Annotated in this window: 18 protein-coding genes; 9 read left to right on the forward strand and 9 right to left on the reverse strand. The window is 41.3% G+C overall.

Translation table 11 applies throughout. The features are described 5' to 3' along the window. Positions 1 to 40 precede the first annotated feature (40 nt). The 4 genes from ACESMA_RS00515 to ccsA all read left to right on the forward strand — a co-directional run bounded on the left by ACESMA_RS00515 (position 41) and on the right by ccsA (position 6,410). On the forward strand, positions 41 to 1,021 hold the full coding sequence (locus ACESMA_RS00515) for a cytochrome c3 family protein (protein ID WP_372946781.1): 981 nt from the start codon (positions 41 to 43) through the stop codon (positions 1,019 to 1,021). Positions 1,022 to 1,025: 4 nt separating this feature from the next. Continuing rightward, positions 1,026 to 1,643, forward strand: coding sequence for a cytochrome b/b6 domain-containing protein (locus tag ACESMA_RS00520; RefSeq protein ID WP_372946782.1), 618 nt, complete (start codon positions 1,026 to 1,028; stop codon positions 1,641 to 1,643). 90 nt (positions 1,644 to 1,733) lie between these two features. Continuing rightward, positions 1,734 to 3,236, forward strand: a complete 1,503-nt coding sequence (locus tag ACESMA_RS00525; protein WP_372946783.1) for a cytochrome c3 family protein — start codon at positions 1,734 to 1,736, stop codon at positions 3,234 to 3,236. Positions 3,237 to 3,323: 87 nt separating this feature from the next. Beyond that, entirely contained in the window at positions 3,324 to 6,410 is a 3,087-nt protein-coding gene (gene ccsA, locus ACESMA_RS00530) for a cytochrome c biogenesis protein CcsA (RefSeq protein WP_372946784.1), read from the forward strand. Positions 6,411 to 6,414: 4 nt separating this feature from the next. Here ccsA and ACESMA_RS00535 read toward each other — a convergent pair whose 3' ends face one another. Next, entirely contained in the window at positions 6,415 to 6,855 is a 441-nt protein-coding gene (locus ACESMA_RS00535) for an RrF2 family transcriptional regulator (RefSeq protein ID WP_372946785.1), read from the reverse strand. Positions 6,856 to 6,970: 115 nt separating this feature from the next. On the opposite strand from ACESMA_RS00535, the gene ACESMA_RS00540 reads away from it, so the two are divergent. The 3 genes from ACESMA_RS00540 (at position 6,971) to ACESMA_RS00550 (ending at position 11,088) form a co-directional block, all read left to right on the forward strand. After that, positions 6,971 to 9,226, forward strand: coding sequence for a nitric-oxide reductase large subunit (locus ACESMA_RS00540; RefSeq protein WP_372946786.1), 2,256 nt, complete (start codon positions 6,971 to 6,973; stop codon positions 9,224 to 9,226). Positions 9,227 to 9,325: 99 nt separating this feature from the next. Next, a complete protein-coding gene (locus ACESMA_RS00545; RefSeq protein ID WP_372946787.1) occupies positions 9,326 to 10,555 on the forward strand; it encodes a DUF438 domain-containing protein in 1,230 nt (409 codons plus the stop codon). 5 nt (positions 10,556 to 10,560) lie between these two features. Then, a complete protein-coding gene (locus ACESMA_RS00550) occupies positions 10,561 to 11,088 on the forward strand; it encodes a DUF1858 domain-containing protein (RefSeq protein WP_372946788.1) in 528 nt (175 codons plus the stop codon). Between the two features lie 13 nt (positions 11,089 to 11,101). Here the strand turns inward: ACESMA_RS00550 and ACESMA_RS00555 are convergent, their stop codons facing one another. Beyond that, positions 11,102 to 12,346, reverse strand: coding sequence for a cation:proton antiporter (locus tag ACESMA_RS00555; protein ID WP_372946789.1), 1,245 nt, complete (start codon positions 12,344 to 12,346; stop codon positions 11,102 to 11,104). A gap of 140 nt (positions 12,347 to 12,486) precedes the next feature. Between ACESMA_RS00555 and ACESMA_RS00560 the strand changes: the two genes are divergently transcribed. Next, positions 12,487 to 14,025 (forward strand): YifB family Mg chelatase-like AAA ATPase, encoded by a 1,539-nt coding sequence (locus ACESMA_RS00560; RefSeq protein WP_372946790.1) that lies wholly within the window; start codon positions 12,487 to 12,489, stop codon positions 14,023 to 14,025. A 109-nt stretch (positions 14,026 to 14,134) separates the two neighbouring features. Here the strand turns inward: ACESMA_RS00560 and ACESMA_RS00565 are convergent, their stop codons facing one another. Beyond that, complete coding sequence (locus ACESMA_RS00565) at positions 14,135 to 15,244, reverse strand: restriction endonuclease (RefSeq protein ID WP_372946791.1); 1,110 nt, start codon at positions 15,242 to 15,244, stop codon at positions 14,135 to 14,137. A 552-nt stretch (positions 15,245 to 15,796) separates the two neighbouring features. Between ACESMA_RS00565 and ACESMA_RS00570 the strand changes: the two genes are divergently transcribed. Beyond that, on the forward strand, positions 15,797 to 15,964 hold the full coding sequence (locus ACESMA_RS00570; protein ID WP_372946792.1) for a hypothetical protein: 168 nt from the start codon (positions 15,797 to 15,799) through the stop codon (positions 15,962 to 15,964). A 36-nt stretch (positions 15,965 to 16,000) separates the two neighbouring features. On the opposite strand, the gene ACESMA_RS00575 is transcribed toward ACESMA_RS00570, so the two are convergent. From ACESMA_RS00575 to ACESMA_RS00600, 6 genes are all read right to left on the reverse strand, one after another. Then, positions 16,001 to 19,255 (reverse strand): S41 family peptidase, encoded by a 3,255-nt coding sequence (locus ACESMA_RS00575; RefSeq protein WP_372946793.1) that lies wholly within the window; start codon positions 19,253 to 19,255, stop codon positions 16,001 to 16,003. Positions 19,256 to 19,370: 115 nt separating this feature from the next. After that, complete coding sequence (locus ACESMA_RS00580) at positions 19,371 to 19,748, reverse strand: response regulator (protein ID WP_372946794.1); 378 nt, start codon at positions 19,746 to 19,748, stop codon at positions 19,371 to 19,373. Positions 19,749 to 19,759: 11 nt separating this feature from the next. After that, the gene (locus ACESMA_RS00585) at positions 19,760 to 21,148 is read right to left on the reverse strand and encodes a sensor histidine kinase (protein WP_372946795.1); all 1,389 of its coding nucleotides are present in this window, start codon (positions 21,146 to 21,148) and stop codon (positions 19,760 to 19,762) included. A gap of 10 nt (positions 21,149 to 21,158) precedes the next feature. Continuing rightward, positions 21,159 to 21,497 carry an STAS domain-containing protein gene (locus ACESMA_RS00590; RefSeq protein WP_372946796.1) on the reverse strand — a complete coding sequence of 113 codons (339 nt, stop codon included), beginning with the start codon at positions 21,495 to 21,497 and terminating at the stop codon, positions 21,159 to 21,161. 1 nt (position 21,498) lies between these two features. After that, a complete protein-coding gene (locus ACESMA_RS00595) occupies positions 21,499 to 21,918 on the reverse strand; it encodes an ATP-binding protein (RefSeq protein WP_372946797.1) in 420 nt (139 codons plus the stop codon). Then, the gene (locus tag ACESMA_RS00600) at positions 21,899 to 24,958 is read right to left on the reverse strand and encodes an ATP-binding cassette domain-containing protein (protein WP_372946798.1); all 3,060 of its coding nucleotides are present in this window, start codon (positions 24,956 to 24,958) and stop codon (positions 21,899 to 21,901) included. Before ACESMA_RS00600 ends, ACESMA_RS00595 begins: the two co-directional genes overlap by 20 nt. Positions 24,959 to 25,058: the final 100 nt, after the last annotated feature.

Here is a 25,058-nt window from a genome sequence, read left to right on the forward strand (position 1 = left end):
GTGCTGACTCCCGGGGCAGTTTTTTTAATTATCCTGTGCCATGAGATTTTTCGCTTGCACAATTTTCCTTGTTTATTTTACAGGGTTTGTGGGTGTGCTGAATTCCAACGGGCAAAACATACCTGAACAAAATCAGGCTTGCCTCAAATGCCATGCTTCACAAGCTCATACCATTTATAACGACTGGACTGAACAAGAAGAAAAACGGCTGATGAACCCGTTTTACATTCTGGATACTGTTCAGTTGGCTATTGGTGTGCATCAGGCTTTTAGTTGTATCGATTGCCATTCAATGGATTATGAAACCTATCCTCACGATGGCCAATTGAAACTGGAACCGATGATGACATGTATCGATTGCCATGGTGGAGACCCCACCTATGAAGACTGGCAGTTCGACAAAATTGAAGAAGAATATCAGAAAAGTGTTCATTACGAATTACATGGCGATCAATTCTCATGTTCCAAATGCCATAGTCAGCATTATTACAGGGCAACTGCACGAACCAGCAGCGACATTAGGGAAATTGTGGAATACAGCAACAACATGTGCCTTTCATGCCACGACAACATGACCCGATACCAGTTGGTTTCAGCAGATGAAAAACCACAACTGGTTGACATCCACAACTGGCTTCCCAACCAGGAACTGCATTTCAGGCGTGTGCGTTGTATTGAATGCCATACCCAGGTGCAGGATTCATTAATGGTGTCACATAATGTTTTAAGGAAAGAACACGCTACAAAAAATTGCGTTGAATGTCATTCAGCCAATTCGATGTTACAAGCTTCTTTATACAAATATCAAAATTTGAGATCGCGAACAGAAACCGGGGAAAATTCACAAAAATCAATTTTAGGCCTTTTTACCGCAAAAAATACCGAAGAAGAATTCTCTAATGAGTATTATGTAATCGGGGCTTCGCGTGTTCCTTACTTAAACACCATATTTGCCATTGTATTCTTTGCTATTCTTGGTGGAATTGCTGTTCACACTATTTTAAGGATTATAAAAAAATAGGTTTATGGAAAACGGAGAAAAACTTTATTTATATCCTTTATGGCTCAGAATCTGGCATGGAATTAATGCACTCGGAATTCTTGCACTCATCTTTTCCGGAATAAGTTTACATTATTCTGACAGAGGTGCCCTTCTACTGAATTTTGAAGCCGCAATTGCTGTTCATAATATTGCCGGAGTTATTGTAACAATCAGTTACTTTCTTTTTGTTTTTGGAAACATTCTTACCAAAAACGGTAAGTATTACCGTGTAAAAACCAAAGGGTTATCTAAAAGGATAACAAAGCAAATTCAATATTACATTTCCGGAATGTTTAAAGGCGAGGAATCACCTTTCCCCATTTCAGAAAAAAGGAAGTTTAATCCGTTACAAAAATATTCATACATTTTTGTGATGTATCTGTTTCTGCCCATTCTTATTGTTACCGGCATTGCCTTATTTTTTCCTGAAATGATTATCGAGCAGGTATTCAGGATTAGCGGAGTAATGCTTACGGCAGTTATTCACGGTGTAATAGGGTTCCTTGTATTTGTGTTTTTGCTGATACATTTATATGTTGCTTCAATGGGAAAACCACCAGGTAAAAACTACAAAAGTATAGTTACCGGCTGGCATACCTGAAAGACCATGAAAAACCGTTAAGCACCCTTGTTGTTTAACGGTTTTTTTGCAGAACCAATAGCTTTTTATGCTTTAAAAAATATTTGTCCTATGAAACTACCACAAACGTTAAGAAACTGGATCTCCATTATAGGTGCAGCAATTGCCATTCTCAACCTGTTCCTCATTGCACTCTTGTTTATTATCACGATTATTTTCGATGTAGGTAGCTCTTATGTAGGACTGTTTATTTATATTATTCTACCTATTTTTTTAATTATCGGGTTAATTTTGATCCCGGTTGGTATGTTAATTACCAAACGAAAAATTAAAAAACAGGTACAGGGGGCTAAAATAAAAGACTGGCCGGTTTTCGATTTTAATAATCCGGCCACCCGAAATGCCACCATCATATTTTCAACCGGAACTGTTATACTTTTAATTCTTTCGGCAGTAGGCAGTTACGAAGCTTTTCATTATACCGAGTCAGTAGAATTTTGCGGAAAAGTATGCCACCAGGTAATGGAACCCGAATATGTGGCCTACCAGGAATCGTCGCACGAGCGTGTTTCGTGTGTGGAATGCCATGTGGGCAGCGGAGCCGACTGGTATGTAAAAAGTAAACTTTCCGGTTTATACCAGGTTTATTCGGTAATGTTCGACAAATACCCACGCCCCATTCCAACGCCGGTGCACAGTTTGCGGCCAGCCCAGGAAACATGTGAAGAGTGTCACTGGCCCGAAAAATTTTATGACCGGAAACTACGCATCAAACGTTCTTATCTGGCCGATGAGGAAAACACCGAATGGGACATTCACATGCTGCTTAAAACCAGTTCAGAACATAGCGCGCAGGGAATAAGCGAAGGAATTCACTGGCACATCAATCCGGATGTAAAAATTGAATACATGGCTGCCGACGAAAAACGCGGGGTAATTCCGTGGGTAAAATACACCAACCTGAAAACCGGTGAGGAAACCATTTATGAAGATTCAGAAAACAAACTCACCCCGGCTCAAATGGATTCGCTGGAAGTTCGGGTGATGGACTGCCTCGATTGTCACAACCGGCCGTCGCACAACTATAAGGTTCCGCAGAACTTTATTGATGAATATATTGTTTCAGGTGATATTTCGAAAGATTTGCCTGATATTAAATCGGTTGCCATGGGTGTATTTACTATGGATTATCCGACAAAAGACAGTGCATTCACTGCCATCAAAACGCAGGTGAATGAATATTACGAAATTATGTATCCCGAATTACTCGAGTCCAATAAAAGTGATATCGAAAATGCCATTGCCAGCATTCAGGAAGGCTATTCAAAAAACATTTTCCCTTATATGAAAGTTAACTGGACTGAGTATCCCAATCACCTGGGACACCTTGAAACCGATGGCTGCTACAGGTGTCACAACGACCGGCACACCTCAACCCGGGGACAGGTTATTTCACGCGATTGCAATTTATGCCATAACATTACTGCCCAGGGCACGCCTGAGAATCTGGAAATTTCAAATGTGGCCAACCCGCTGGAATTTCAGCACCCCATAAATATTAACGAAGTTTGGCGCGACGAGCTTTGCTCAACATGCCATTATCAGCTTTACTAATTGTTAATCACCTGTTTTTTATCTCCTTTTTTCTTTTAACTTTCCAATCTTAAGCTATTTTTGGGCAATTTTTTAGATGTTTGAATTATGAAAAAGTTTGTTTCGTTTCTGTTCTCCATGCTTTTTACCGGAATTCTGATAACCATATTCGCCATAGCCATTGGTTATGCCACATTTATTGAAAATGACTACGGCACACCCACTGCTAAAATATTAATTTACAATTCCAGGTGGTTTGAAATATTACTGGTTATCATTGCTATAAACCTTATCGGAAGTGTTTTCCAAAATAAACTTTTTACCAAAAAAAGATGGCCCGGGTTCCTGTTCCATATTTCTTTTGTTTTTATGATTATTGGCGCCGGTGTAACACGCTATTACGGTTACGAAGGCACCATGCACATTCGCGAAGGACAATCATCCAATTTTATTGTTTCTGAGGAAACATTCATTAAAATAGCCGCAACTGATGGACAAATGGTGGCAGAGCAAGAACACGAAGTAAAATTCTCGGCTTACACTGCCAACCGGTTTTCAGAAGAAGTTCAATTGAACGGAAAAACGATTCAGGTTAAAAATCTGCAATACATGCCATCGGCAGCCGAAACTGTTGTGGCCGATCCAAACGGAGAACCAATTGTTTCTCTGATGGCCGTTGGTGAGGGAATGCAGCGGACTGATTTTAATCTGAAAAACGGCGAACGAAAAACAGTTGAAGGAAGCACCATTGCTTTTAATGCACAAAATGAAAACTCAGACATCAATCTGCAAATAGACCAGGGAAATTTGTATTTCATTTCCACAGATTCAGTTTTTGTGCTGGATATGAGCGGAAATAGAGCAGAAGAAATTACTCCCGGCGAGCGATACCGGATGAATACCCAAACAGTTTACTCAAGCGGAAATATTCATTTTGCAGTGAGGCAGTTTTTCCAAAACGGCAAAACCCAATTGGTTTATGCTCCTCCGCAACAAGGTGGTTCAAACCGCGATGCATTGCAAACAGAAATTACCATAGGAAATCAGTCGAAAAATTTAGTGGTTTACGGCATGAAAGGAATAATTGCAGAACCATTCACCACCATAATTGACGGTACAGAAGTTTCAGTCTCGTTTGGTTCCAAAAAAATTGAACTTCCTTTTTCCATTTATCTAACAGATTTTCAGCTTGAACGCTACCCGGGGTCCAACAGCCCTTCGTCTTATGCAAGCGAAGTAATTTTAAAAGATGGCGCCACAGAAAAACCGTTCCGCATTTTTATGAATAACATTTTAAAATACCAGGGCTACCGGTTCTTTCAATCGTCTTACGACACAGATGAAAAAGGTACAATCCTTTCAGTGAACAGCGACGCCTGGGGAACTTCAATCACCTATTTCGGCTATTTGATTATGGCCATTGGATTTGTTTTAACGCTTTTCAATAGAAACAGCCGATTTATGAAACTGATAAAAGCTTCAGCAAGGTTGCGCGAGGAACGAAAAAAACTGTTTGCTGTTCTTGTTTTCGGAATTTTCTTTTCAATGTTGAATGCCCAGCCACAAAATATCCAGTCCCTGAATAAAAACCATGTTGCTGAATTTGAAGAGTTGCTCCTGCAAAGCACCAAAGGCCGAACGGAACCAACTGCAACGCTTGCTTCGGAAATATTGCGCAAAGTGGCCAAAAAGAATAAATGGCAGGGAATGAATGCCTCCGAAGTTTTTCTTTCCATGCAGGCCAAACCTGAACAATGGAAAAATGTACCCATGATAAAAGTGGCTAATCCGGAACTTCGGAAAATGTTGGGAATTTCCACCGATTATGCAACCTTCAACACCATAGTGCAACCGCGCGAAATGGGCGGCTACCGGCTTAATGCTGCAGTTTCGGAAGCATTCGCCAAAAAAAGCAGCGAGCGCAACAAACTTGACAAAGAAATAATTAACGTGGACGAACGGGTGAACATTCTTTTTAATGTTTTTTCCGGAAATTTCCTTACCGTTTTTCCCGTTCCCGGCCACGAAAACCAAAAATGGATTACGGCAACCGATGCAAGCACACTGGGCGCCGAAGGTGAAACTTTTGCACAACAAGCCACTCAAAATTATTTGAATGCTGTAGCTACATCAGACTGGGGAACAGCAACCCAGATTCTGAACCAGATTAAAAGCTATCAGCAAAAAGAAGGAGAACAAATTATTCCACCAAAAACGAAAATCAAACTTGAAATTTTATACCACAAATGGGATATTTTTGGAAAACTATCAAAAATATTGCTGACAGTTGGGCTGGTTTTGCTCTTGCTGCAACTTTACACCATTTTCAACCCAAAAATGAAACTGGTTACATTAAAACAAATTGCCTTTTTTCTCATTTTAATATTGTTTGCGGCACAAACAGCAGGACTTATAATCCGTTGGTATATTTCGGGCCACGCGCCCTGGAGCAACGGTTACGAGTCGATGATATTTGTGAGCTGGGCAACTTTACTCACAGGATTAATATTCGTAGGCCGGTCGGAAATTACGTTGTCGTTAACAACGCTACTTGCCGGAATAACGCTTTTGGTAGCCGGTTTTAGCTGGATGAGCCCCGAAATTACCAATCTGGTGCCGGTATTGAAATCGTACTGGCTCATCGTGCATGTGGCCATCATTATGGCCAGTTACGGATTTCTGGGCATTGGCGCCATGCTGGGATTCCTAAATCTTATTTTGATAATTTTCAGAAACAACAAAAACAAAATCCGGGTAAACCACACAATAAAAGAGTTGGTTGTCATCATACACATTTCATTAATTCTTGGCCTTTTGATGCTGGCAGCCGGTTCGTTTATTGGCGGTGTTTGGGCCAACGAAAGCTGGGGCCGCTACTGGGGCTGGGACCCAAAAGAAACCTGGGCTATGGTTACCATTTTGGTTTACACGTTTATTGTGCACATGCACAAAATTCCCGGATTCAAAGGCAATTATGCCGTTAGTGCCGCTTCGCTGGTAGGTTTCGGTTCGGTTCTGATGACATATTTTGGGGTGAACTACTACCTTTCCGGTTTGCATTCGTATGCACAAGGCGAGCCTGCACCCATTCCGACAGGAGTTTATGTGGCCATTGTATTGGTGTTGCTGCTTGTGATGGTTGCTTTTGTTTCAGACAAAAAAGAAAAACAGGAAGAAATTGTAATTTCTGATTAAAAAACTAATCGCCGTTCAATCTGCTCAAAACTCGTTCCGGATTGTCTTTTTTAGCCAGGTTTTGAATAGTCTCAGTTGAAAGTAACTGATTTAGTGCATCCCTAATTGGTGCATAGGCATCATGCAACGGACATGGATTTTTTTCATCGCAATGCTTCAGGCCGAATCCGCAGCCGGTAAAAATTTTTTCTCCTTCAATGGCTACAATTATACTTTTCAACGAAAGTTCTTTTTTGTCTGAATCAAAATAATACCCACCGTTTTTCCCTTTGGCCGATTCAATAAACCCAATACGTACCAAACGTTGTAAAATTTTGGCGGTAAATGAGGGCGGAGTATCAATTTCCGAAGCAATTTCAAGAATTCCGGGCCTTTTACCAATTTGGTTTTGCATCTGTATGTAAACCAAACCTCTTAATGCATATTCAGTCTCTTTTTTAAACACGGTCTTTTTTTATAAAAAACAAAAGTACAAAAAAGTTACAATGATTAAAAGACCTTTTTGTCTATCAGTAAAAAGATTTTATATTTGCAGCATCAAAAAATAAAAATCAAACTTTATGAAGACAAAAAAATTGTGGTTAGGATTTATTGCCGTAATGGTTATTTCCTTTGGTGTTTTACTTTATTACGGGAAAGAAATTTACAGGGAAGCCCCTCCTGTTCCTGAAAAGGTTGTTACCGAAAACGGACAAACTTTATTTACCGGACAGGACATTAAGGATGGTCAGAATGTTTGGCAATCGCTTGGTGGGCACCAGTTGGGAACAATTTGGGGACATGGGGCATACCAGGCCCCCGACTGGACAGCCGACTGGCTCCACCGTGAAGCAGTTTATATGCTCGACAGGCTGGCATTGGATGCACACGGTAAAGTTTACGATGACCTTACCGGAGACCAGCAGGCATCATTACGATTTTTACTTCAGCGCGATATGCGCACAAATACCTTCGACCCAAAACAAAAAATCATTACAATTTCATCATTAAGGGCCGATGCCATTGAAAACAACAGCGCTCATTATGGCGGTCTTTTTACAAATGATCCGGAATTGGCTCACTTGCGTGATGCTTACAGCGTACCCGAAAATTCTCTGAAAGATCCGGAAAGAGTCAGACTGTTGAATGCTTTTTTCTTTTGGGCTTCGTGGGCCTGTATTACCGAAAGGCCTGGCCAGGACATTACCTACACCAACAACTGGCCTGCCGACGAACTGATTGGAAACACCCCCACCGGTGCAATGATTCTATGGACAGGTTTCAGTGTAATTATTCTATTGGCTGGCATCGGATTAATGATTTGGTATTATGCCTCCAGAAAAGAGGAAGAAGAACTGAAACCTCCAACCTCGCATCCCTTAAAAGATATCGGACAAACCCCTTCGCAAAAAGCGACGTTAAAATATTTCTGGGTGGTTACCCTACTCATTCTGGTTCAGGTTGTAATGGGTGTAATTACTGCCCACTATGGAGTTGAAGGCCAGGCATTTTACGGCATTCCTTTAGCCGACTGGCTTCCCTACTCCATTTCACGAACCTGGCACGTGCAAATTGCCATTTTCTGGATTGCTACATCATGGCTTGCTACAGGGCTTTACTACGCACCTGCCATTTCGGGTGTGGAACCCAAATTTCAAAAACTTGGTGTGGATGTCTTGTTCGGGGCACTCCTGGTTATTGTGGTTGGTTCATTGGCCGGCCAATGGATGGGTGTTATGCAGAAACTGGGACTTGTTCAGAATTTTTGGTTCGGACACCAGGGTTACGAGTACGTTGAGTTAGGCCGTTTCTGGCAAATATTTCTTTTTGCCGGTCTTTTCATCTGGCTGTTTCTTATGGGTAGGGCAATTTTACCAGCACTAAAACAACGAAACGACAGCCGCCATCTTTTAATCCTGTTTCTTATTGCTTCTGCTGCCATTGCCTTATTCTATGGTGCCGGTCTGATGTGGGGCCGCCAGACCAATCTGGCCATAGCCGAATACTGGCGCTGGTGGGTGGTTCACCTCTGGGTGGAAGGTTTCTTCGAAGTTTTTGCTGTGGTGGTTATGGCTTTTCTTTTTGTTCGTATGCAACTGGTAAGAGCAACCACAGCCACGCTGGCCGTTCTGTTTACAACGGTTATTTTCCTTTCGGGAGGTATTCTCGGAACATTTCACCATCTCTATTTTACCGGAACACCAACAGCCGTAATGGCCATTGGTGCATCGTTCAGTGCTCTCGAGGTGGTTCCGCTTGTGCTCATGGGATACGAAGCTTGGGACAATTTAAAAATATACCGCAGTTCAACCTGGATAAAAGCCTACAAATGGCCTATTTACAGTTTTATTGCCGTTGCTTTCTGGAATCTGGTGGGGGCGGGAATTTTCGGATTTCTCATTAATCCACCCATTGCGCTATATTACATGCAGGGTCTGAATACCACTCCGGTTCACGGGCACACAGCACTGTTCGGCGTTTACGGGATGCTGGGAATCGGTCTGATGCTTTTCGTTCTGCGTGATATGGATACAGTTTCAGTATGGAAAGAAAAATGGCTGAAATTTGCTTTCTGGGCTATCAACATCGGCCTGGCAGCAATGGTTCTCATCAGCGTTTTGCCCATCGGTCTTGCCCAAACATTTGCCAGCGTGCAGGAAGGTTTGTGGTATGCCCGTTCTGCTGAATTTTTGCAAACTCCGCTCATTAACACCTTTAAATGGCTGAGAGTATTTGGCGATACACTTTTTGCACTGGGAACCGTAGCTCTGGTCTGGTTTGTATTCGGACTGAAATTCGGCTGGAGTATTGAAAAAGAGAAGAAGTTAAACAGTTAATTTGATACAATAATCTTTTTTCTTTAATTTTATTGGGTATTCAAAAAAGGAGCTCATATATATTGGGTCTCCTTTTTTTAACCTTTTTAAAACAATATTATGAGTGAACATATTGACAATTCGAAATTCAGAAAAGCCAAACTGAAAGAACTTATTTTGAAACTGCATGAGGGTGAATCGGAAGAAGGAGTGCGGCAAGAGTTACTGGTAAGCCTCAGCAATATTCCCTACGGTGAAGTAGTTGAAGTGGAACAGGAACTCATTTCCGAAGGTTTGCCTGAAGAAGAGGTACTGAAACTTTGTGATGCACATTCCGCGGTGCTGGAAGGCCGGGTCGATCTTTCGGCGGCCAAAACCATTCCCGAAGGTCATCCGGTGGATGTAATGCTGGAAGAGAACAAAGTGCTGAAACGTGTGGCCGGAAATGTGCTTTCCCAGCTTAATGCACTGAAATATGTAAAAGAAGAACACTTTGAAGAAACGGTCCTTCAGCTAAAAGCCGGATTCAACCAACTGGTGGATGTGGACAAGCATTACCAGCGAAAAGAATATTTGCTTTTTCCTTATCTCGAAAAAATTGGTGTTACCGGACCGCCCAAGGTAATGTGGGGAAAACACGATGAAATCAGGGAACTGCTCAAAGGAAGCATCGAAATTTTGCATACTCCGGACCTCACAAAAGATGATTTAATCGCCTCTGCCGAGCTTGTGCTGATTCCTGCTGCCAGAGGAGTTGTGGAAATGACCGTAAAAGAAGAGGAAATCCTTTTCCCGATGGCTATGGATGCTTTGGCCGATGGCGACTGGTACCAGATTCGCAAACAGTCGGTTGAAATTGGTTTTTGTCTTTACGATCCGCCAACCGAATGGACACCGGATGGCATGGAAGCAGAGAATATTAACGAAGCACAGAAAGAGGGCGGTAACATTCAACTTCCTTCGGGTGGTTTTACTGCGGAAGAGTTACTGGCCATTTTGAATACCGTGCCGGTTGACATGACTTTTGTTGACCGAAACGACAAAGTAAAATATTTTACCCAGGGAACAGAACGTATTTTCCAGCGTAACCGCGCTATTCTCAATCGCGACGTTAGGCACTGCCACCCACCGGCCAGCGCACATATTGTAGACAAAATTCTGGAAGATTTTAAAAGCGGAAAACAAGATCGGGCGCCTTTCTGGATTAATCTGGGCGGAAAATTTATCCACATCGAATATTTTGCATTACGTAACGAAAAAGGGGAGTACCTCGGAACACTTGAAGTATCGCAAAACCTTACTGAATACCGGGCGCTTGAAGGGGAACAACGCATTTTATCGTACAAATAGAAATTATGGAAAACAAAGAAAATATTATCATATCACCCAAAACAAAAGTGTTGCAACTGATAGAAACCTGGCCTCAACTCGAAGAGGTACTCATCGACTATGTGCCGGCTTTCAGCAAGTTGAAAAATCCGGTACTGCGGAAAACCGTGGCTAAAATTGCCACCTTGCAACAGGCTGCGGCCATTGGCAATGTAAAAGTGGAAGACCTAATCAATCGGTTGCGTAAAGAGGTTGGACAGGATTTGCTTGGGGAAACCGCTGGCAGTGGTTACAACACAGTAAAACCATGGTGGGTTGACGAAAAAACGGTTCATAAAGAAATGAATGCCCGGGAAATGCTGGCTGCCGGCGAACATCCGGTAAACCAGGTGATGGCCGATTTGAAACAACTTTCCGAAGGAAAAATTTATAAACTCCTGGCACCTTTTCTTCCTGCACCTTTAATTGACAAAGCTGCCAGCATATCGGTTCAGCATTGGGTAAACGAAATTTCGGAAGCTGAGTTTGAAATTTATTTTTATAAACCGGGTTAAAAATCTCTCTTAATCAGGTAGTTTTTACATATCGGTTCATTACAAACCGGGCCGAGAGTCCATGAATGAAAACTGAAAAGAGAATAACGACCACAACCAATGCCAGCACTTCACGAGCCTGTTCGAAATGAGCATGGTAAAAGGCATACAAAAGGTAATAAATGGAACCGATTCCGCGGATTCCGTAAAAGGAAATAATCTGCTTTTTTACTCCTGGCAGCCTGGTTCCCAACAAGCCTGCAATCCCCGTTAAAGGCCTGATAATAAATAAAATTATCAGTGCCGCCGGTATCATAAACCATCGAAAATCGTTAAGAAAATCATGGCTGATGTAAATACCTGCCACAGTGAATAAAACTGCTACGAGAATTCGCTCTATTTCTTCAGAAAAATCATGCAGAGTTTCCAATTGTTCGTGCGTACTTTCCTGATAACGAAATGTACAGGCAGCCACAAAAACAGTAATAAATCCGTATGAATGAACTATTTCTGCCAAACCATAAGGTAAAAGAGTAAGACTTAGTGCGAGAAGTCCGGTAGATATCACCGAACTGTGAGTTTTTGGATAGGGTAGCCAGTACATAATTTTTGCCAGTATCCATCCCGAACCGATTCCGATGAGTGTGCCAACAATGATTTTATAGAAAAAATCGGTGAACAGCCAGTCGGTAAACCACAAAGCAGGATGTGAACCCACCAGCGCCATGGCAATGGCCATATTGGTAAAAGGAAAAGCCAGCCCGTCGTTCAGTCCGGCTTCGGTAGTTAGTGCCAGCCGGGCACTCGATGAATCGTCCTGATGTGGAGGTGTAGTTTGAATATCGGAAGCCAACACCGGATCGGTAGGTGCAATTACGGCACCCAGTAACATGGCTGTAGCAGGTGCAAAACCGAGCATCCACCAACCGAACAGCGCAATTAAGCCAATAGTCAGCGGCATGGTAATCAGCAGTAAACGTGTAGCATAACGCCAGGTTTCCCAGGCAAAGGGCCTTTTCAATTTCAGTCCTGCGGCAGTGAGTGAAATAATAACCCCCATTTCTGTCAGTCTTTTACCCAAATAAGGACTTTCAGCCAGATGTGGAAGCGGGCTTTCCTTAAAAAAAACAAAAACACCCACTGCCAAAATCAGGTAAACAATAGGCGCCGTTATCAAATGTTTCGACAAAATACGTGGTAATATAGTGGCAACAAGGATAATAAATCCCAGATAAAAAAGAATAATATCATAATTTTCAGGTAATTGCAGATTTATCATTTACCTTAAATAAGAATTTAAAACATCATGCTTTCGCCCCTAAAGTTAACACTTGAGAGGTTTTCAGTCCTGTATTTTCTGATTAATTTTCTACATTTATACTTTGAAAAATTAAATGAATCAAATTTAAACCCATTCTCATGTTGGTAAAAGCTTACGGCAGCGCAGTTTTCGGAATAAATGCAACTACCATTACCATTGAAGTTGACGTTACCCAGGGCATCAAATTTTTGCTGGTTGGACTACCCGACAGCGCGGTGAAAGAGAGTCAGCAGCGTATTGAATCGGCTCTTCGCCTGAACGGATTTGGCTGGCCCCGCTATAAAATCATAATCAACATGGCACCCGCCGACATCCGCAAGGAAGGCTCGGCTTACGATTTACCACTGGCTGCTGCTGTTTTGGCAGCTTCCAATCAAATCAGTAGCGATAAATTAGCGAAGTATGTTTTAATGGGTGAATTGTCGCTTGACGGTTCGCTGCAGCCCATAAAAGGCGTTTTGCCCATTGCCATTAACGCGCGCAAGGAAGGATTTGAAGGATTTATTCTGCCCAAACAAAATGCCCGCGAAGCTGCTGTGGTGGACAAACTGAAAGTTTACGGAGCCGAAAACCTGCGCGAGGTAACCGATTTTCTGAACGGTGAAGAAAACATGGAACAAACCATTGTGGATACCCGTGCCGAGTTTTACGCTCGAATCAACAATAATCCGCTCGATTTTAGCGACGTAAAAGGTCAGGAAAACGTGAAGCGGGCACTGGAGATTGCTGCAGCGGGAGGTCATAACATCATTCTCATCGGCCCGCCCGGGTCGGGGAAAACCATGCTGGCCAAACGGATTCCAACCATTTTGCCGCCGTTTACACTGAAGGAAGCGCTGGAAACAACCAAAATCCATTCGGTGGCCGGAAAAATCGGAAAAGATACTTCGTTGATGACACAGCGGCCGTTTCGCAGTCCGCATCATACTATTTCGGACGTGGCCCTGGTTGGCGGTGGAAATTATCCTCAGCCAGGGGAAATTTCCCTGGCCCACAACGGCGTTTTGTTTCTTGACGAACTGCCCGAATTCAAACGCACCGTTTTAGAAGTAATGCGCCAGCCGTTGGAAGACCGGCTGATTACCATTTCGCGGGCAAAATTTTCGGTGGAATACCCCAGCAGTTTTATGCTGGTGGCATCCATGAATCCATGTCCGTGCGGTTACTACAACCACCCCACCAAAGACTGTGTGTGCGCGCCGGGCGTGGTGCAGAAATACCTGAACAAAATCTCCGGGCCGTTGCTCGATCGCATTGACATTCACCTGGAAGTGGTGCCAGTGCCATTTAAAAAGCTGGCTGAAATGGAATCTTCCGAAAACAGCGAAACCGTTCGTAAACGGGTGATTGTTGCACGAAAGATCCAGGAAGAACGGTTTGCCGAACACAAAGGCGTTTATTCCAACGCGCAGATGAGCTCCAAACTCATTCGCAAATACGTGCAACTGGACGAAGCCGGCAACGAACTTATTAAAAACGCCATGGACAAGCTGGGCCTCTCGGCCCGCGCTTACGACCGCATTTTGAAAGTGGCGCGCACCATTGCCGACCTCGAAGCAGAAGAACACGTGCTCGCCCACCACCTTTCGGAAGCCATTCATTACCGGAGTCTGGACCGGGATAATTGGGGAGGGTGAAGAAGGTGGCAGTTTTGAGTCACAGTTGGCATTATAGCATTAACTTCAAATTTGTTCCAGCGAAGAGTGTTATCACTTCCCTATTAAATTGATTAAGGAGAAATGAAATTTATAAGATGGAATCTATTAAAATGTTTAATGATTTTTGGTCCTTGAGAATTACGTTATTTCTATCTGCTAATTCAATTGCACTTTTTGTGAAATACCCCGTTGTTATTACAATTGCTTTATCACAGTCATAGTATTTCATTGCGGCAACCACTTCCTGAACAGCCTTGTTGGTTACTTTCCCAGAATATTTTTTAGCTTGAACTGCAATGTTAATGCCATCCTTTTCGATTATTAAATCAGCACCTTGATCACCACTTTTGGATGTTATATGAACTTTATAACCTGCTTTTCTATATAATTCTGCCAAAAAATCTTCAAATTCAAATCCGTCCATATTTTCAACTTCAGCAATTGTCAATCTATTGCTATTGTTTCTATTTAGTTTTTTACCAAATTCAATGGCTTGTTGAACTTTATATTGAGAAAAAATCTCTTTTTCTAGAATGTCAATATCACAATACCTTTTATTATCTTTTTGAAAATTTTCAAACGATTCCAATAATTCATTTATCTCATTATGATTGTCAAAATTTATATTTGGGAATCTTTCTAATAACATTTTTGCAATATTGGTAGTAGTTATTTTATCTAACTTGGCAATAGAATTATTTATTTTTTCTTCAAACTTTTCCCATTCATAATTTTCTATCATCAATTTTATATCATCATCTATAAGATTTAATTTCTCTCGGTGATTTATATAATTAACCAAATTTGGAATTTTTTCATCAATTTGATCAATTGTTATATATCTTTTAAAAAATGGTTCAATTACTTCGTGGTTTAAATCTCTCTGTAAACGAATCATATTCTCGTAATAAACTTCTGCATATTCGGTAACAAGATTTATTTGTTTTTCAATAAACGATCTAACAATTATCCAAATGAAAATTGCAATCACAGTTGAAATAATAATTGCGATAGTCCAACTTGAATATGTTAAACCAATAATTGCTCCAGTACATAATGCAAATGCTAAACCATTTTTTGTTTTCCTTCTTTCTTCCAATTTCAAAACCCCGATCAAGTGCGATTCATTAAAATACGCATCTCTGTTTCTGCTTAGTTCAGAAGTATAATATCTATCTGCAAATTTCACCTTGTACATAGTTTAGTTTTTTAATCTAACAACCGAAAATAAATTAAACCTACGAAAATTAATAGTTTTTTTTTATAATAGCAGATCAGAATATATAGGGTTACTAATAATTCTTTTAAAAAATTCAATTTCAGTTTCCCTACCATTAGTGCGGATTTGCCCGTACCATAACTGGTTTAATTTACAATTTTGAAATAAAACTTCTTAAAAATAGATAATTTCAATGGTCATTCTATCCGCCGGTGCGAATTTGCAATCGTACCTAAGTTGTTTTGAAATTTGGCAGAACTTTTTGAAGTAAAGGCAATTCGTTTACGGGAACAGGTCAGATGAAATAAAGAAAAATTCCCAAAAATTTTTATGTTCCAATTAACGGAATAACAAGTTGAAATTATGGTATCGCAAAATGCAACACCTTCAAAACAACATTTGAGTGGATCTTTGCCATTGGTTTTTACAGAACACGGGGTTCTCCAGTTGGCGAATGTATTAAAAAGCGGAAAAGCCTCCCAGATAAGTATAAAAATTATCGAAGTTTTTGTTAAAATATGTATCATTTTGATGGACACTTTAACATTTAAGCTTGATATTGAAGAAATAAAAATGAAACTACAAAGTCAGAACAAAAATATCGAACTGCTTTTCAGCTATTTGGACGAGTTAATTGAAAAAAAGGAAAAGCCTCCCCCACGAAAACATATGGGTTTTAAGTTGAAGGAGGGTGATTAATCCGCGCCAAAAATGAATTTACAGATACTGCCGCACTTATTTCAACAACTCTTTCACGGCTTCTTCAATTTGCTGGTCTCTGCCGACAGCCATTTTATCGGGTTCGTTCATCACGCGGATATCCGGTTCCAACTGGTTATTTTCCAAAAAAGGACCATCCAGAGGTTTCCAGCCGCCCATGGGAATTCCGAATACAATGGTCGGGTCAATCTGGGTTTCCCACCAAACAAACGTTCCGGTGCCGGGCACAGGCATTCCGAGGTTTTTGCCCACGTTTTTAATTTTATAAGCCACCGGAAACAGATGGGCATCAGAATAATTGCTTTCGCCCATTACGACAATGGATGGTTTTGTCCAGCGGTCGGAAGGCTGTGAACCAATGTACTGCCCATGTGGAATAATGTCCATGTATTTTTTGCCATTCAGAAAATCAGAAAGTACGTCGTGCAGGTTTCCTCCGCCGTTGAAACGGGTGTCAACTACAAGCGCTTCTGCCGAAATGTGTTTTCCCAGCGCTTCTTCGTAAACCGTTCTCATACTGGCATCGTTCATACCACGAACATGCACATACCCGAGTCGTCCGTCCGAAAGCTTTTCCACTTCATCTCTTCGCGATTCCACCCAGCGTTCGTACAAAAGCTGGTTTTCTTCGCCGAGCGAAACAGGCTTGATTACCTCCTGCCAGCGCTCCTGCGTTTCAGGGTTATACAAATCAAGCAACACATTTTTCTTTTCTTTCCGGTTTAAAAACTGGTAAAAATCGACCGACAACGAAAGTTCATCCCCATCAATTTTTTCAAGAATATGTCCGGCTTTTATTTTTGAAGCTGCCCGGTCAGCAGGCCCTTTTTTCAGTACTTCGGCTATTTTCAACCCGTTGGATTTGTGATTGTAGTCGAAAAGCAAACCCAGAGAAGTAGTCTGGTCGCCTCCTTCTGCCCGGTGACCATATCTTCCACCGGTATGCGAAGCATTGAGTTCTCCAAGCATTTCACTTAAAAATTCAGCGTAATCGTAATTGTTGTTAATGTGAGCAAGGAATTTTTTGTATTCTGAATAGTAGAAATCCCAGTCAACTCCCTGCAAATCTTCCACATAAAATTTCTCACGAACCTGCCTCCAGCAGTGCTCAAAAATATAGGAACGTTCGCGGTCGGTTTGCAGCACCATTTCCCCCGAAGTTTTGATGGGCGTATTTTTCCCGTCAGCAACATCAACCTTCATGGGTTTTCCATCGGCCAGAACAAAAATGAATTTGCCGTCATCAGAAAGCTCCATGGAAGTGCGGCCGGCATTAATTTTGGAAAAAAGTTTGGTTTCTTTCGTTTTTAAATCGGTAACCCAAAGATTGTTTTTCTCTTCGAAACTGGTTAAATAGTAAAGCTTGTCGCCTTCTTCCGACAACAGCCAGTCGTTCAGGTCCGATGTGTGCACGGTTAGTTGCTTTTTCCGGTCCTCTATGTTTTCCCAGTCAAATTTTAAATCTTCAACTTTCTCTTCTTCTTTTTCAGCTTCTTCTTTTTTCTTTTTGTCTTTTTTATCCTTCTCTGTATCAGCATCTTTATCGGTATCTTCTTTTTCTTTTTCCTTCAGTTCTTTGGCCAACTCAGCTTCTTCTTTGGTTAAGTTGAATTCGTCAAAAGCCTCCTGTGTAAAAAAGAGCCCAAACACATCCCCGCTACTTGTTCTTCCCTGTTCCGATTTATTTCCCTGGCGGGTAGAGCCGTAAATCATCATTTTTCCGTCCATTACCCATTTCGGACCAACTTCAATGTACCCACTTTGGGTGAGGTTTTTAATTTCACCGTCGCCGGAAGCGCTAACTAAACCAACCTCCCGTTGAAAAATATTCTCCTTCGGGCCAAAACTCACCAGCAGCCATTTGCTGTCGGGCGACCAGGTGAAATATTGATCGCCGTCGGAATATGAATAATTATGCTCCGGTGCCAAAACAACCCGTGAGTTTTTTGTTTCAAGATTAAGGACTTTTAGTGTTGTCCTGTTTTCGAGGTAAGCCACCTCTTTTCCGTCAGGCGAATATTCAGGCTGAAATTCCTCGGCAGCGGTGGCTGTTACAGTTTCGTCTTTCAGAATGGTTGACATGAAAAAGTAAGGTTCTTCTTCGCGAACGAGCGATTTGGTGTAAATGTTCCAACTGCTGTCGGTTTCGGCTGAGTAAATCAGCGATTTACCGTCGGGGCTGAAACTGACACTTCTTTCCTGGCGTGCTGTGTTGGTAATTCGTTTTGTGGTGCCGTGTTCAATGCTGCTCACAAAAATTTCACCCCGAAAAACATAGGCAAATTCTTTTCCGTTGGGCGATAATCTGGCCTCAGTAAAATTACTTACCGGAACCGGTTTGTGTAAGTCACCCCTGCCGTCGTAGCCCATTTGAATTTCAACTTTTTCAGGCTGTTCACCTTCCCTCATGGTATAAATCTCTCCATCGTAGCTAAAACACAGCGTATTATTTTTTGATTTGGTGAGAAACCGCACCGGATGGTTTTTGAAACTGGTGACGGCCACATTTTCACCCGGATGACTTAAAGAGCTTTGATGTACATTGAAAGAACCACTTTCTTCGGTTAAATAGTAGAATTTGTCGTTATCAGCAAAAACCGGATTACGGTCTTCCCCTTCAAAATCAGACAATTGCTGGTATGATTTATTTTCCATGTCATAAACCCAAATGTCCCTTGTTACGGCGGATGTGTGGTGTTTTCTCCATTCACTTTCATACCCTTTCTGGTCGTGAAAAATGAGTTTGGTCCCATCGGGGCTAAATGTAGCATCGTGAGCAGGCGAAGTCAGAATTTGATTTACCCTGCCCCCGGTTACCGGAACGCTGTAAAGTTCGGGCATAACACCGGTTGGAAACTGGACATTTGTGTGCAGATCCTGTCGAAGTGCCGCAAAAACAATTTCAGTATCGTCATTGGTAAAACTGCTTGGTTTTTCGTTGGTTGAATGAAACGTTAACCGTGTTGCCTCGCCACCCGCAGCGGGCATCACAAAAACATCGAAATTCCCAAACCGGTCGGATGCAAATGCGATTTTCTCCCCATCGTTGCTCCAAACCGGAGAAAATTCATAGCCGTCGCTAATTGTAACCGGAATGGCAGTTCCTCCGTCTGAGGGAACTTTATAAATATCGCCCTTGTAGTTAAAAAGAATCGTTGTTCCGTCAGGCGAAATGGCCGGATACCTTAACCATAGTGGATTTTGCTGAGCAAAACTGATGAATCCTGTCAAAAGAAAAACGAAAATAACGGTGCATAATTTTTTGTTCATAGCTGTAAAGTTTTATTGAAAAACTATCCTATTGAGATTGAAATTTTTATTTGCTGAATAAGTTACGTTTTTTGGAAATAATTACGAACAGAATGAATTTGTTTCTATATGATTATCAAAGAATCCTTGATTTCAACTTTTCCTTTAGCGTTGTAAAATCAACGGGTTTGGTTAAAAAATCGTCGGCGCCAAGTTGCATAGCCTGGTTGTAATTTTCTTTATCGCCATAAGCTGTAATCATCATAACAACCGGCGGTGGTTTTTCATATTTTTCCTTGATGTTTTTCAATAATTCAAGTCCACTCATGCCAGGCATGTTTATATCCGAAAGAATCAGAACGGCTTCCTGTTTTCTGCTCTCCAGGTATTTCAATGCTTCTTCGCCCGAAAAAGCAAAATCAAAACTAAATTCGCCGCTTCTGATTTCCCTTCGGAAACGCTGTTCAAACAGTGTTTGAATATCTCTTTCGTCGTCAACAACCAATATCTTCATTGTAAATGTTTTTATTTAACCGGTAAAATGATAGTAAATGTTGCACCTTCGCCTTCGTTGTTTTCCACCTTCAGTTCGCCTTCATGCGCTTTTGTAACTATTTCGTAGCTCATGCTTAATCCCAGGCCGGTGCCTTTTCCGCTGGGTTTGGTGGTAAAAAACGGCTGAAATATTTTTTCCATTGCTGCCTTTGGAATGCCATTTCCGTTGTCACTGACTTTTATTTCCACTTTCCCTTTCAGTTTTTTTGTGGAAATCAAAACGGTTGGATTGTAGGATTCAGGTTCTGTTTGACTTCCTTCAACCGGAATATTTTTTTCCAACTGTTTTTTCTTTTCGCTAACTGCATAAAAAGCGTTGGTGAGTAAATTCAGGATTACCCTACCCATTTCCTGAGGTACAACATTTATTTTTCCGAGTGAATCATCGAAATCGGTTTTCAGGGCAGCATTAAACGATTTGTCTTTTGCCCTTAAACCATGGTAGGCCAATCGTAAATATTCATCAGCCAGCACATTAATATCAGTGGGCTCTTTAACCCCGGTGCTGCTTCTACTGTGCTGAAGCATGGCCTTAACGATGCCGTCGGCCCGTTTTCCGTGGTGAATGATTTTTTCAAGATTTTGTTTTATATCGCCTGCAAGTGCAACAACTTCACCGGTATGTCCTGCTTCCAGCTCCTCTTTCATTTCATCCAGCAATTCGCTGCTAACTTCAGAAAAATTATTTACGAAGTTCAGCGGGTTTTGAATTTCGTGTGCAATGCCGGCAGTCAGCTCACCGAGCGATGCCATTTTTTCGGATTGAATTAACTGGCCCTGAGTAGCTTTCAGTTCTTCGAGTGCTTTTACCAGTTCCTCTTTTTGTTTGGTAATTTCAGTCGTGCGTTCGGCAACCAGGCCTTCCAGTTCAACCTTTCGAATGGCAATGGCCCTGTTAATTTCATCTTCTTTCTGCCTTTTTAAACGTTCTTTTTCGGCTGCCTTGTTCTGTCTGTACTGGCTGAACAAAATGGCTGCCAGCCAGATAACCGAAAGCATTACTGCATTTTCGAAATAATTTTCCCACCGGTTATAAAAATTCGTTAAAATAACCTGGGTAAAATCTCTCAATATGGAAACGGCAACATAAGGTGCAAATGCCAGCAGAAACATTCGCAGTGTCCGTAATTCTTTTTGTTGAAAAGTAAAAAGAAGCAAAGACACCAGAAAAATATGCCATATCCACCGGGTAGTGCCTGAAGCCGAAAGAATAACTTCGGCTGCAAAAAGGAACATTGTAAAAAACCGGGCATAGCCGAACCATTTTTCCCACTGTTTGTGGTTGTTTATTTTCGAAAAACGAAATAATCGCTGCGACAGCAAAAAGCTAAGGATGAAAGGAATCAAAGAAAGTTTCATTTTATTCTATTCAATTTCGTTCATTTTCAAGGGCTGCTTCCTGGGTTTCGAAAATTTTGAATAAATTCGAAAACCCTGATATTCTGAAAATTTCCTGAATGGCAGGCTGCATGTTGCTCAGTAAAAGTTTACCTTTTAGCGCCATGGCTTTTTTTTGTGCAACCAGGAATACCCTCAACCCGGAACTGCTGATGTAATTCATTCCCCCGCAGTTGAAAATCAGATTCTTTTCACCGTTTTCAAAAAGCTGGTTAACCTCTTCTTCCAAAATTGTTGAGTGCACAGTATCAATTCTTCCCTTAATTTTCAGGACGGTAAAATCTCCTATTTTTTCTTTTTTAATATTCATTTTAAATACTTTTTTTTAACGTCAATATGTTTTCATTTTTTTTCCTGTTGTACTCCATTTCATCCATAATCTGCGACATCAGAAAAATTCCGAGCCCGCCAACGGGCCTTTCTTCAGCAGGCAAATTAATGTCGGGCTGTTCGTGTTTTAAAGGATTGAACGGAATACCGTCGTCAGTAATTATAATCGTAAGTATTTGTTTGTCTATCGACACTGATATCTTGATTTCGTGTTTAGCTTTGTCGGGAAATGCATAAAAAATAATGTTGGAAACCGCCTCCTCAATCACCAGGTTCAAGTTCATGGCCAGTGTGGGTGATAAGTCCCACTCTTCGGCAATTTTTTCAATTTTTTCAGCCAAAAATGAGATTTCTTTTATCTGGTTCTCAATAACGAACTGTTTAATTTTTTGGTTTCCCATTTTTTAAGAAACTTTTAAAATGTTTAAACTGACCTGAAACTCCCAACAATTTCCGCAACCAGTTGTAATAAAGAGCAATGTATAAAAAAGCAACCATTAACCATAAAATTCCCAGGTTAAAAACAAAGGTGCCCAATGTAATACCAAACAGGTTTTTTTCGGAAGCCAGGAAATGTGCTCTTCCGTTTGAGAAATCGGGGTCCTTGTAAATGGGTGCAATTTTTTGCATATAGCCCTCAGGCGTTTCGCGGAAAAACTCTTTTGTTTCAGAATTGCGCACCAGTACTTCCAGCGATTTGTTGTGATATTTCATTTTCTGGTTGTAAAGAAACTCATCGCCGTTTTCTCTGTTCAACCGGTTAATCAACCTGTCTTTCTCCGCCTTGATTTCCTGATAACGGTTTTTGTGAAAATCTTTCAGTTGGCTCAGGTGCGTTTTTGAAAGCTCAGCAATTTCGGAATTAAATTTTCCGGGTGCCAGGCTTTCTGTAAACTGAAATTCAGGCAGTACTTTTTCTTCGTCCAATTTTTCAATTTCATTTTTCAGGATGAACAGTTTCTGTGAAATTTCATCTGCGGGTCTGTCCTGTCTTTCCCAACCATCCACAAGGTCAACCTGCCCAATCAATTCGGTGGTCAGAATATCGGAACGAAAACTGGCCTGCGCCATTTCCTTTTCCATGTCGAAAAAGCGGGCCATGTACCTGTTTTCCTTGTATTGTTCCACGGCAAGCGCTTCGAAAGCCCACCGCGAGGCCATGATTTCCCCGGCAAAAGGCACTGCATCTTTGGCAACGGTTTTACTTTGTAAATCATCGAACTTCACAATTACCCCGCAAAGCAAAATTTGCGGAATCAGCAAAAGCGGAATCAGAATGTAGATGGCCACAACCGAATCGAATGCTGCTGAAATGTTCAATCCCAAAAGGTTTGCAAATACTGCCACAGAAAAAAGAATGAGCCAGTAAGCCAGCGTCATTCCGTGGATTCCAAGAATCAGATTTCCGATGAAAACGAAAATGAACGACTGAAAAGCCGAAAGGAGAACCAGGAACAGAATTTTGGAATTCAGGTAACTGAACCGGCTCAGGTTCAGAAACGATTCGCGCTGCAGTATTTTGCGGTCTTTAATAATTTCCTCGGCGCTTACGCTCATTCCCATAAACAGAATCACAACAATAGCCATGAACAGGTAAGAAATGAGGCTTTTATTTTCGAAAAAGATGTATTCGTTTCCTTCAGAAAAACGGGTGAACCATCCAACAATCAGGGCAAGAACCGGGGCCTCGAGCAGGTTGATGAAAAGGTATTGGCGGTCGGCGGTTTTTATTCTCAAATTCCTTTCGAAAAAAATACTGAATTGTTTCGCAAGCCCTGGTTTTTTTGAATCGGTTGGAGGCAAAAGAGAAGACGTTTCGGTAATATCTTCTTTTTTCACCTTTGTTTTTTTTCGGTATTCGCTATACCAGTACTCAGGTGTAAAGCGGCGTTCGGGCAGAAAGTTTCCTGAGTTATCTATTTTTTTGGTTTCCACAATTTCAAGTACCTGCTCGGGGTTTACATTTCCACAAAGCAGGCACTCGCAAACTTCGGCATTCACATGGTTCACCTCTCTTTTAAAATAGATGATGGCGTCGAGCGGATTTCCTGTATAAATTGGCCGGCCTCCCGTGTCCAGAATCCACAACTTGTCGAACAGTTTAAAAATAGCTGATGAAGGCTGATGAATATTTACGATAATCAATTTGCCTTTTCGCGCCTGCTGTTTTAGCAACAACACCACCTTTTCCGAATCGGTTGACGACAATCCGGAGGTGGGTTCATCCACAAAAAGAATTGCCGGTTCCCTGATTAGTTCCAGCGCTACATTCAACCTTTTTCGCTGGCCTCCGCTAATCACTTTTTTTAACGGACTTCCAACTTTTAAATCCTTAAACGAATGAAGTTCAAGCTCATGCAACACCTTTTCCACTTTCTCTTCAATGGCGGATTGCGGAAGTTGGTCGAAACAAAGTGAGGCATTGTAATACAGATTTTCCCAAACCGTAAGATCTTCAAACAGCAAATCATCCTGTGGTACGTACCCTATTAAGCCTTCAATCTCATTTTTTTGATCAAATAATTCAACCTGGTTAATTTTTATTTTGCCGTGCTGCACCGGAATATTTCCATTCAGGATATTGAGCAAAGTTGACTTTCCCACTCCGCTGCCACCCATTATGGCAATAAGCTGACCTGAATGTTCTGCGAAGGAAAACAGGTGCAGGCCGTTTTTGCTTTTTTTGAATTTAAACTCAATTTCATCGCCTGAAAAAACAAATGACGGAGTTTGGCTTTGATCAATAAAACCGGAAGCAATATCAGTAAAGTAAACCGGTGAAATCCGAGGTCCCCGGATTATGCTTCCTTCCTTAAAAGCGTAAAAACGGTCAGGTATTACAGGGTTTCCTTCAATGGTAAGGTATTCGTTCCCATGAAAAATAAAAATATAGTGCCCGATTAATGAACAGCGTAAAAAAAGTATTTCGCCGTCGATTTTCTTTTCATAAATATGTCTGAACCTGTGTTTTCCGGGATTTTCATTCCTGTTAATGAGTAAAAAATCGGGATCATCTACCTGCTCGGGTGAACTGTAAAATATAAACGCAAAAAATTTATCGACTTCCTTTTTACTGATTTCAAAAACCTCTGCAAGGGTTTCAAAAAGCAGTTCAGCTTTTGAGAGATTTCCGCTTTTCACCAGCTCCAGAAACCGCAAAAAAACCATAATCTGCTCATCTTTTTTGAGCCAGCTTCTGATGTTTGTACTGATATTATAGGCCTCCTGAACCATATCAACAGCAATGACCGGTTCGCCGTTTACTCCGTATAAATCGAGCAGCTCTTCAAAAAGTTTCAGGTAATCATTATCATCGGAAATGCCAAAGTGCTGGTGGAGGTATAATGAGAAATTCCGGATGGCTTCCTCTTTTTTCGATTCGCTTATGGCCGAGAATAATGCAAATAAATTAATTAAGGCATTTAATGTAATCTCGTTCATAAGGTATCTGTTAAAAAGGAAATAAAAAGGTGAACTCAAAAGTCTTCGTTGCGTTCATTCTGAGCGTAGTCGAAAAAACTATTCAACTGAAAAAACAGAT

Origin of the sequence: Mariniphaga sp., from assembly GCF_041687215.1 — a bacterium.
Lineage (GTDB): Bacteria > Bacteroidota > Bacteroidia > Bacteroidales > Prolixibacteraceae > Mariniphaga.

Coding starts and splice junctions, on each gene's coding strand:
- ACESMA_RS00515 (WP_372946781.1), top strand. CDS start 41: ATGAGATTTTTCGCTTGCACAATTTTCCTTGTTTATTTTACAGGGTTT.
- ACESMA_RS00520 (WP_372946782.1), top strand. CDS start 1,026: ATGGAAAACGGAGAAAAACTTTATTTATATCCTTTATGGCTCAGAATC.
- ACESMA_RS00525 (WP_372946783.1), top strand. CDS start 1,734: ATGAAACTACCACAAACGTTAAGAAACTGGATCTCCATTATAGGTGCA.
- ccsA (WP_372946784.1), top strand. CDS start 3,324: ATGAAAAAGTTTGTTTCGTTTCTGTTCTCCATGCTTTTTACCGGAATT.
- ACESMA_RS00540 (WP_372946786.1), top strand. CDS start 6,971: ATGAAGACAAAAAAATTGTGGTTAGGATTTATTGCCGTAATGGTTATT.
- ACESMA_RS00545 (WP_372946787.1), top strand. CDS start 9,326: ATGAGTGAACATATTGACAATTCGAAATTCAGAAAAGCCAAACTGAAA.
- ACESMA_RS00550 (WP_372946788.1), top strand. CDS start 10,561: ATGGAAAACAAAGAAAATATTATCATATCACCCAAAACAAAAGTGTTG.
- ACESMA_RS00555 (WP_372946789.1), bottom strand. CDS start 12,346: ATGATAAATCTGCAATTACCTGAAAATTATGATATTATTCTTTTTTAT.
- ACESMA_RS00560 (WP_372946790.1), top strand. CDS start 12,487: ATGTTGGTAAAAGCTTACGGCAGCGCAGTTTTCGGAATAAATGCAACT.
- ACESMA_RS00565 (WP_372946791.1), bottom strand. CDS start 15,244: ATGTACAAGGTGAAATTTGCAGATAGATATTATACTTCTGAACTAAGC.
- ACESMA_RS00570 (WP_372946792.1), top strand. CDS start 15,797: ATGGACACTTTAACATTTAAGCTTGATATTGAAGAAATAAAAATGAAA.
- ACESMA_RS00575 (WP_372946793.1), bottom strand. CDS start 19,255: ATGAACAAAAAATTATGCACCGTTATTTTCGTTTTTCTTTTGACAGGA.
- ACESMA_RS00580 (WP_372946794.1), bottom strand. CDS start 19,748: ATGAAGATATTGGTTGTTGACGACGAAAGAGATATTCAAACACTGTTT.
- ACESMA_RS00585 (WP_372946795.1), bottom strand. CDS start 21,148: ATGAAACTTTCTTTGATTCCTTTCATCCTTAGCTTTTTGCTGTCGCAG.
- ACESMA_RS00590 (WP_372946796.1), bottom strand. CDS start 21,497: ATGAATATTAAAAAAGAAAAAATAGGAGATTTTACCGTCCTGAAAATT.
- ACESMA_RS00595 (WP_372946797.1), bottom strand. CDS start 21,918: ATGGGAAACCAAAAAATTAAACAGTTCGTTATTGAGAACCAGATAAAA.
- ACESMA_RS00600 (WP_372946798.1), bottom strand. CDS start 24,958: ATGAACGAGATTACATTAAATGCCTTAATTAATTTATTTGCATTATTC.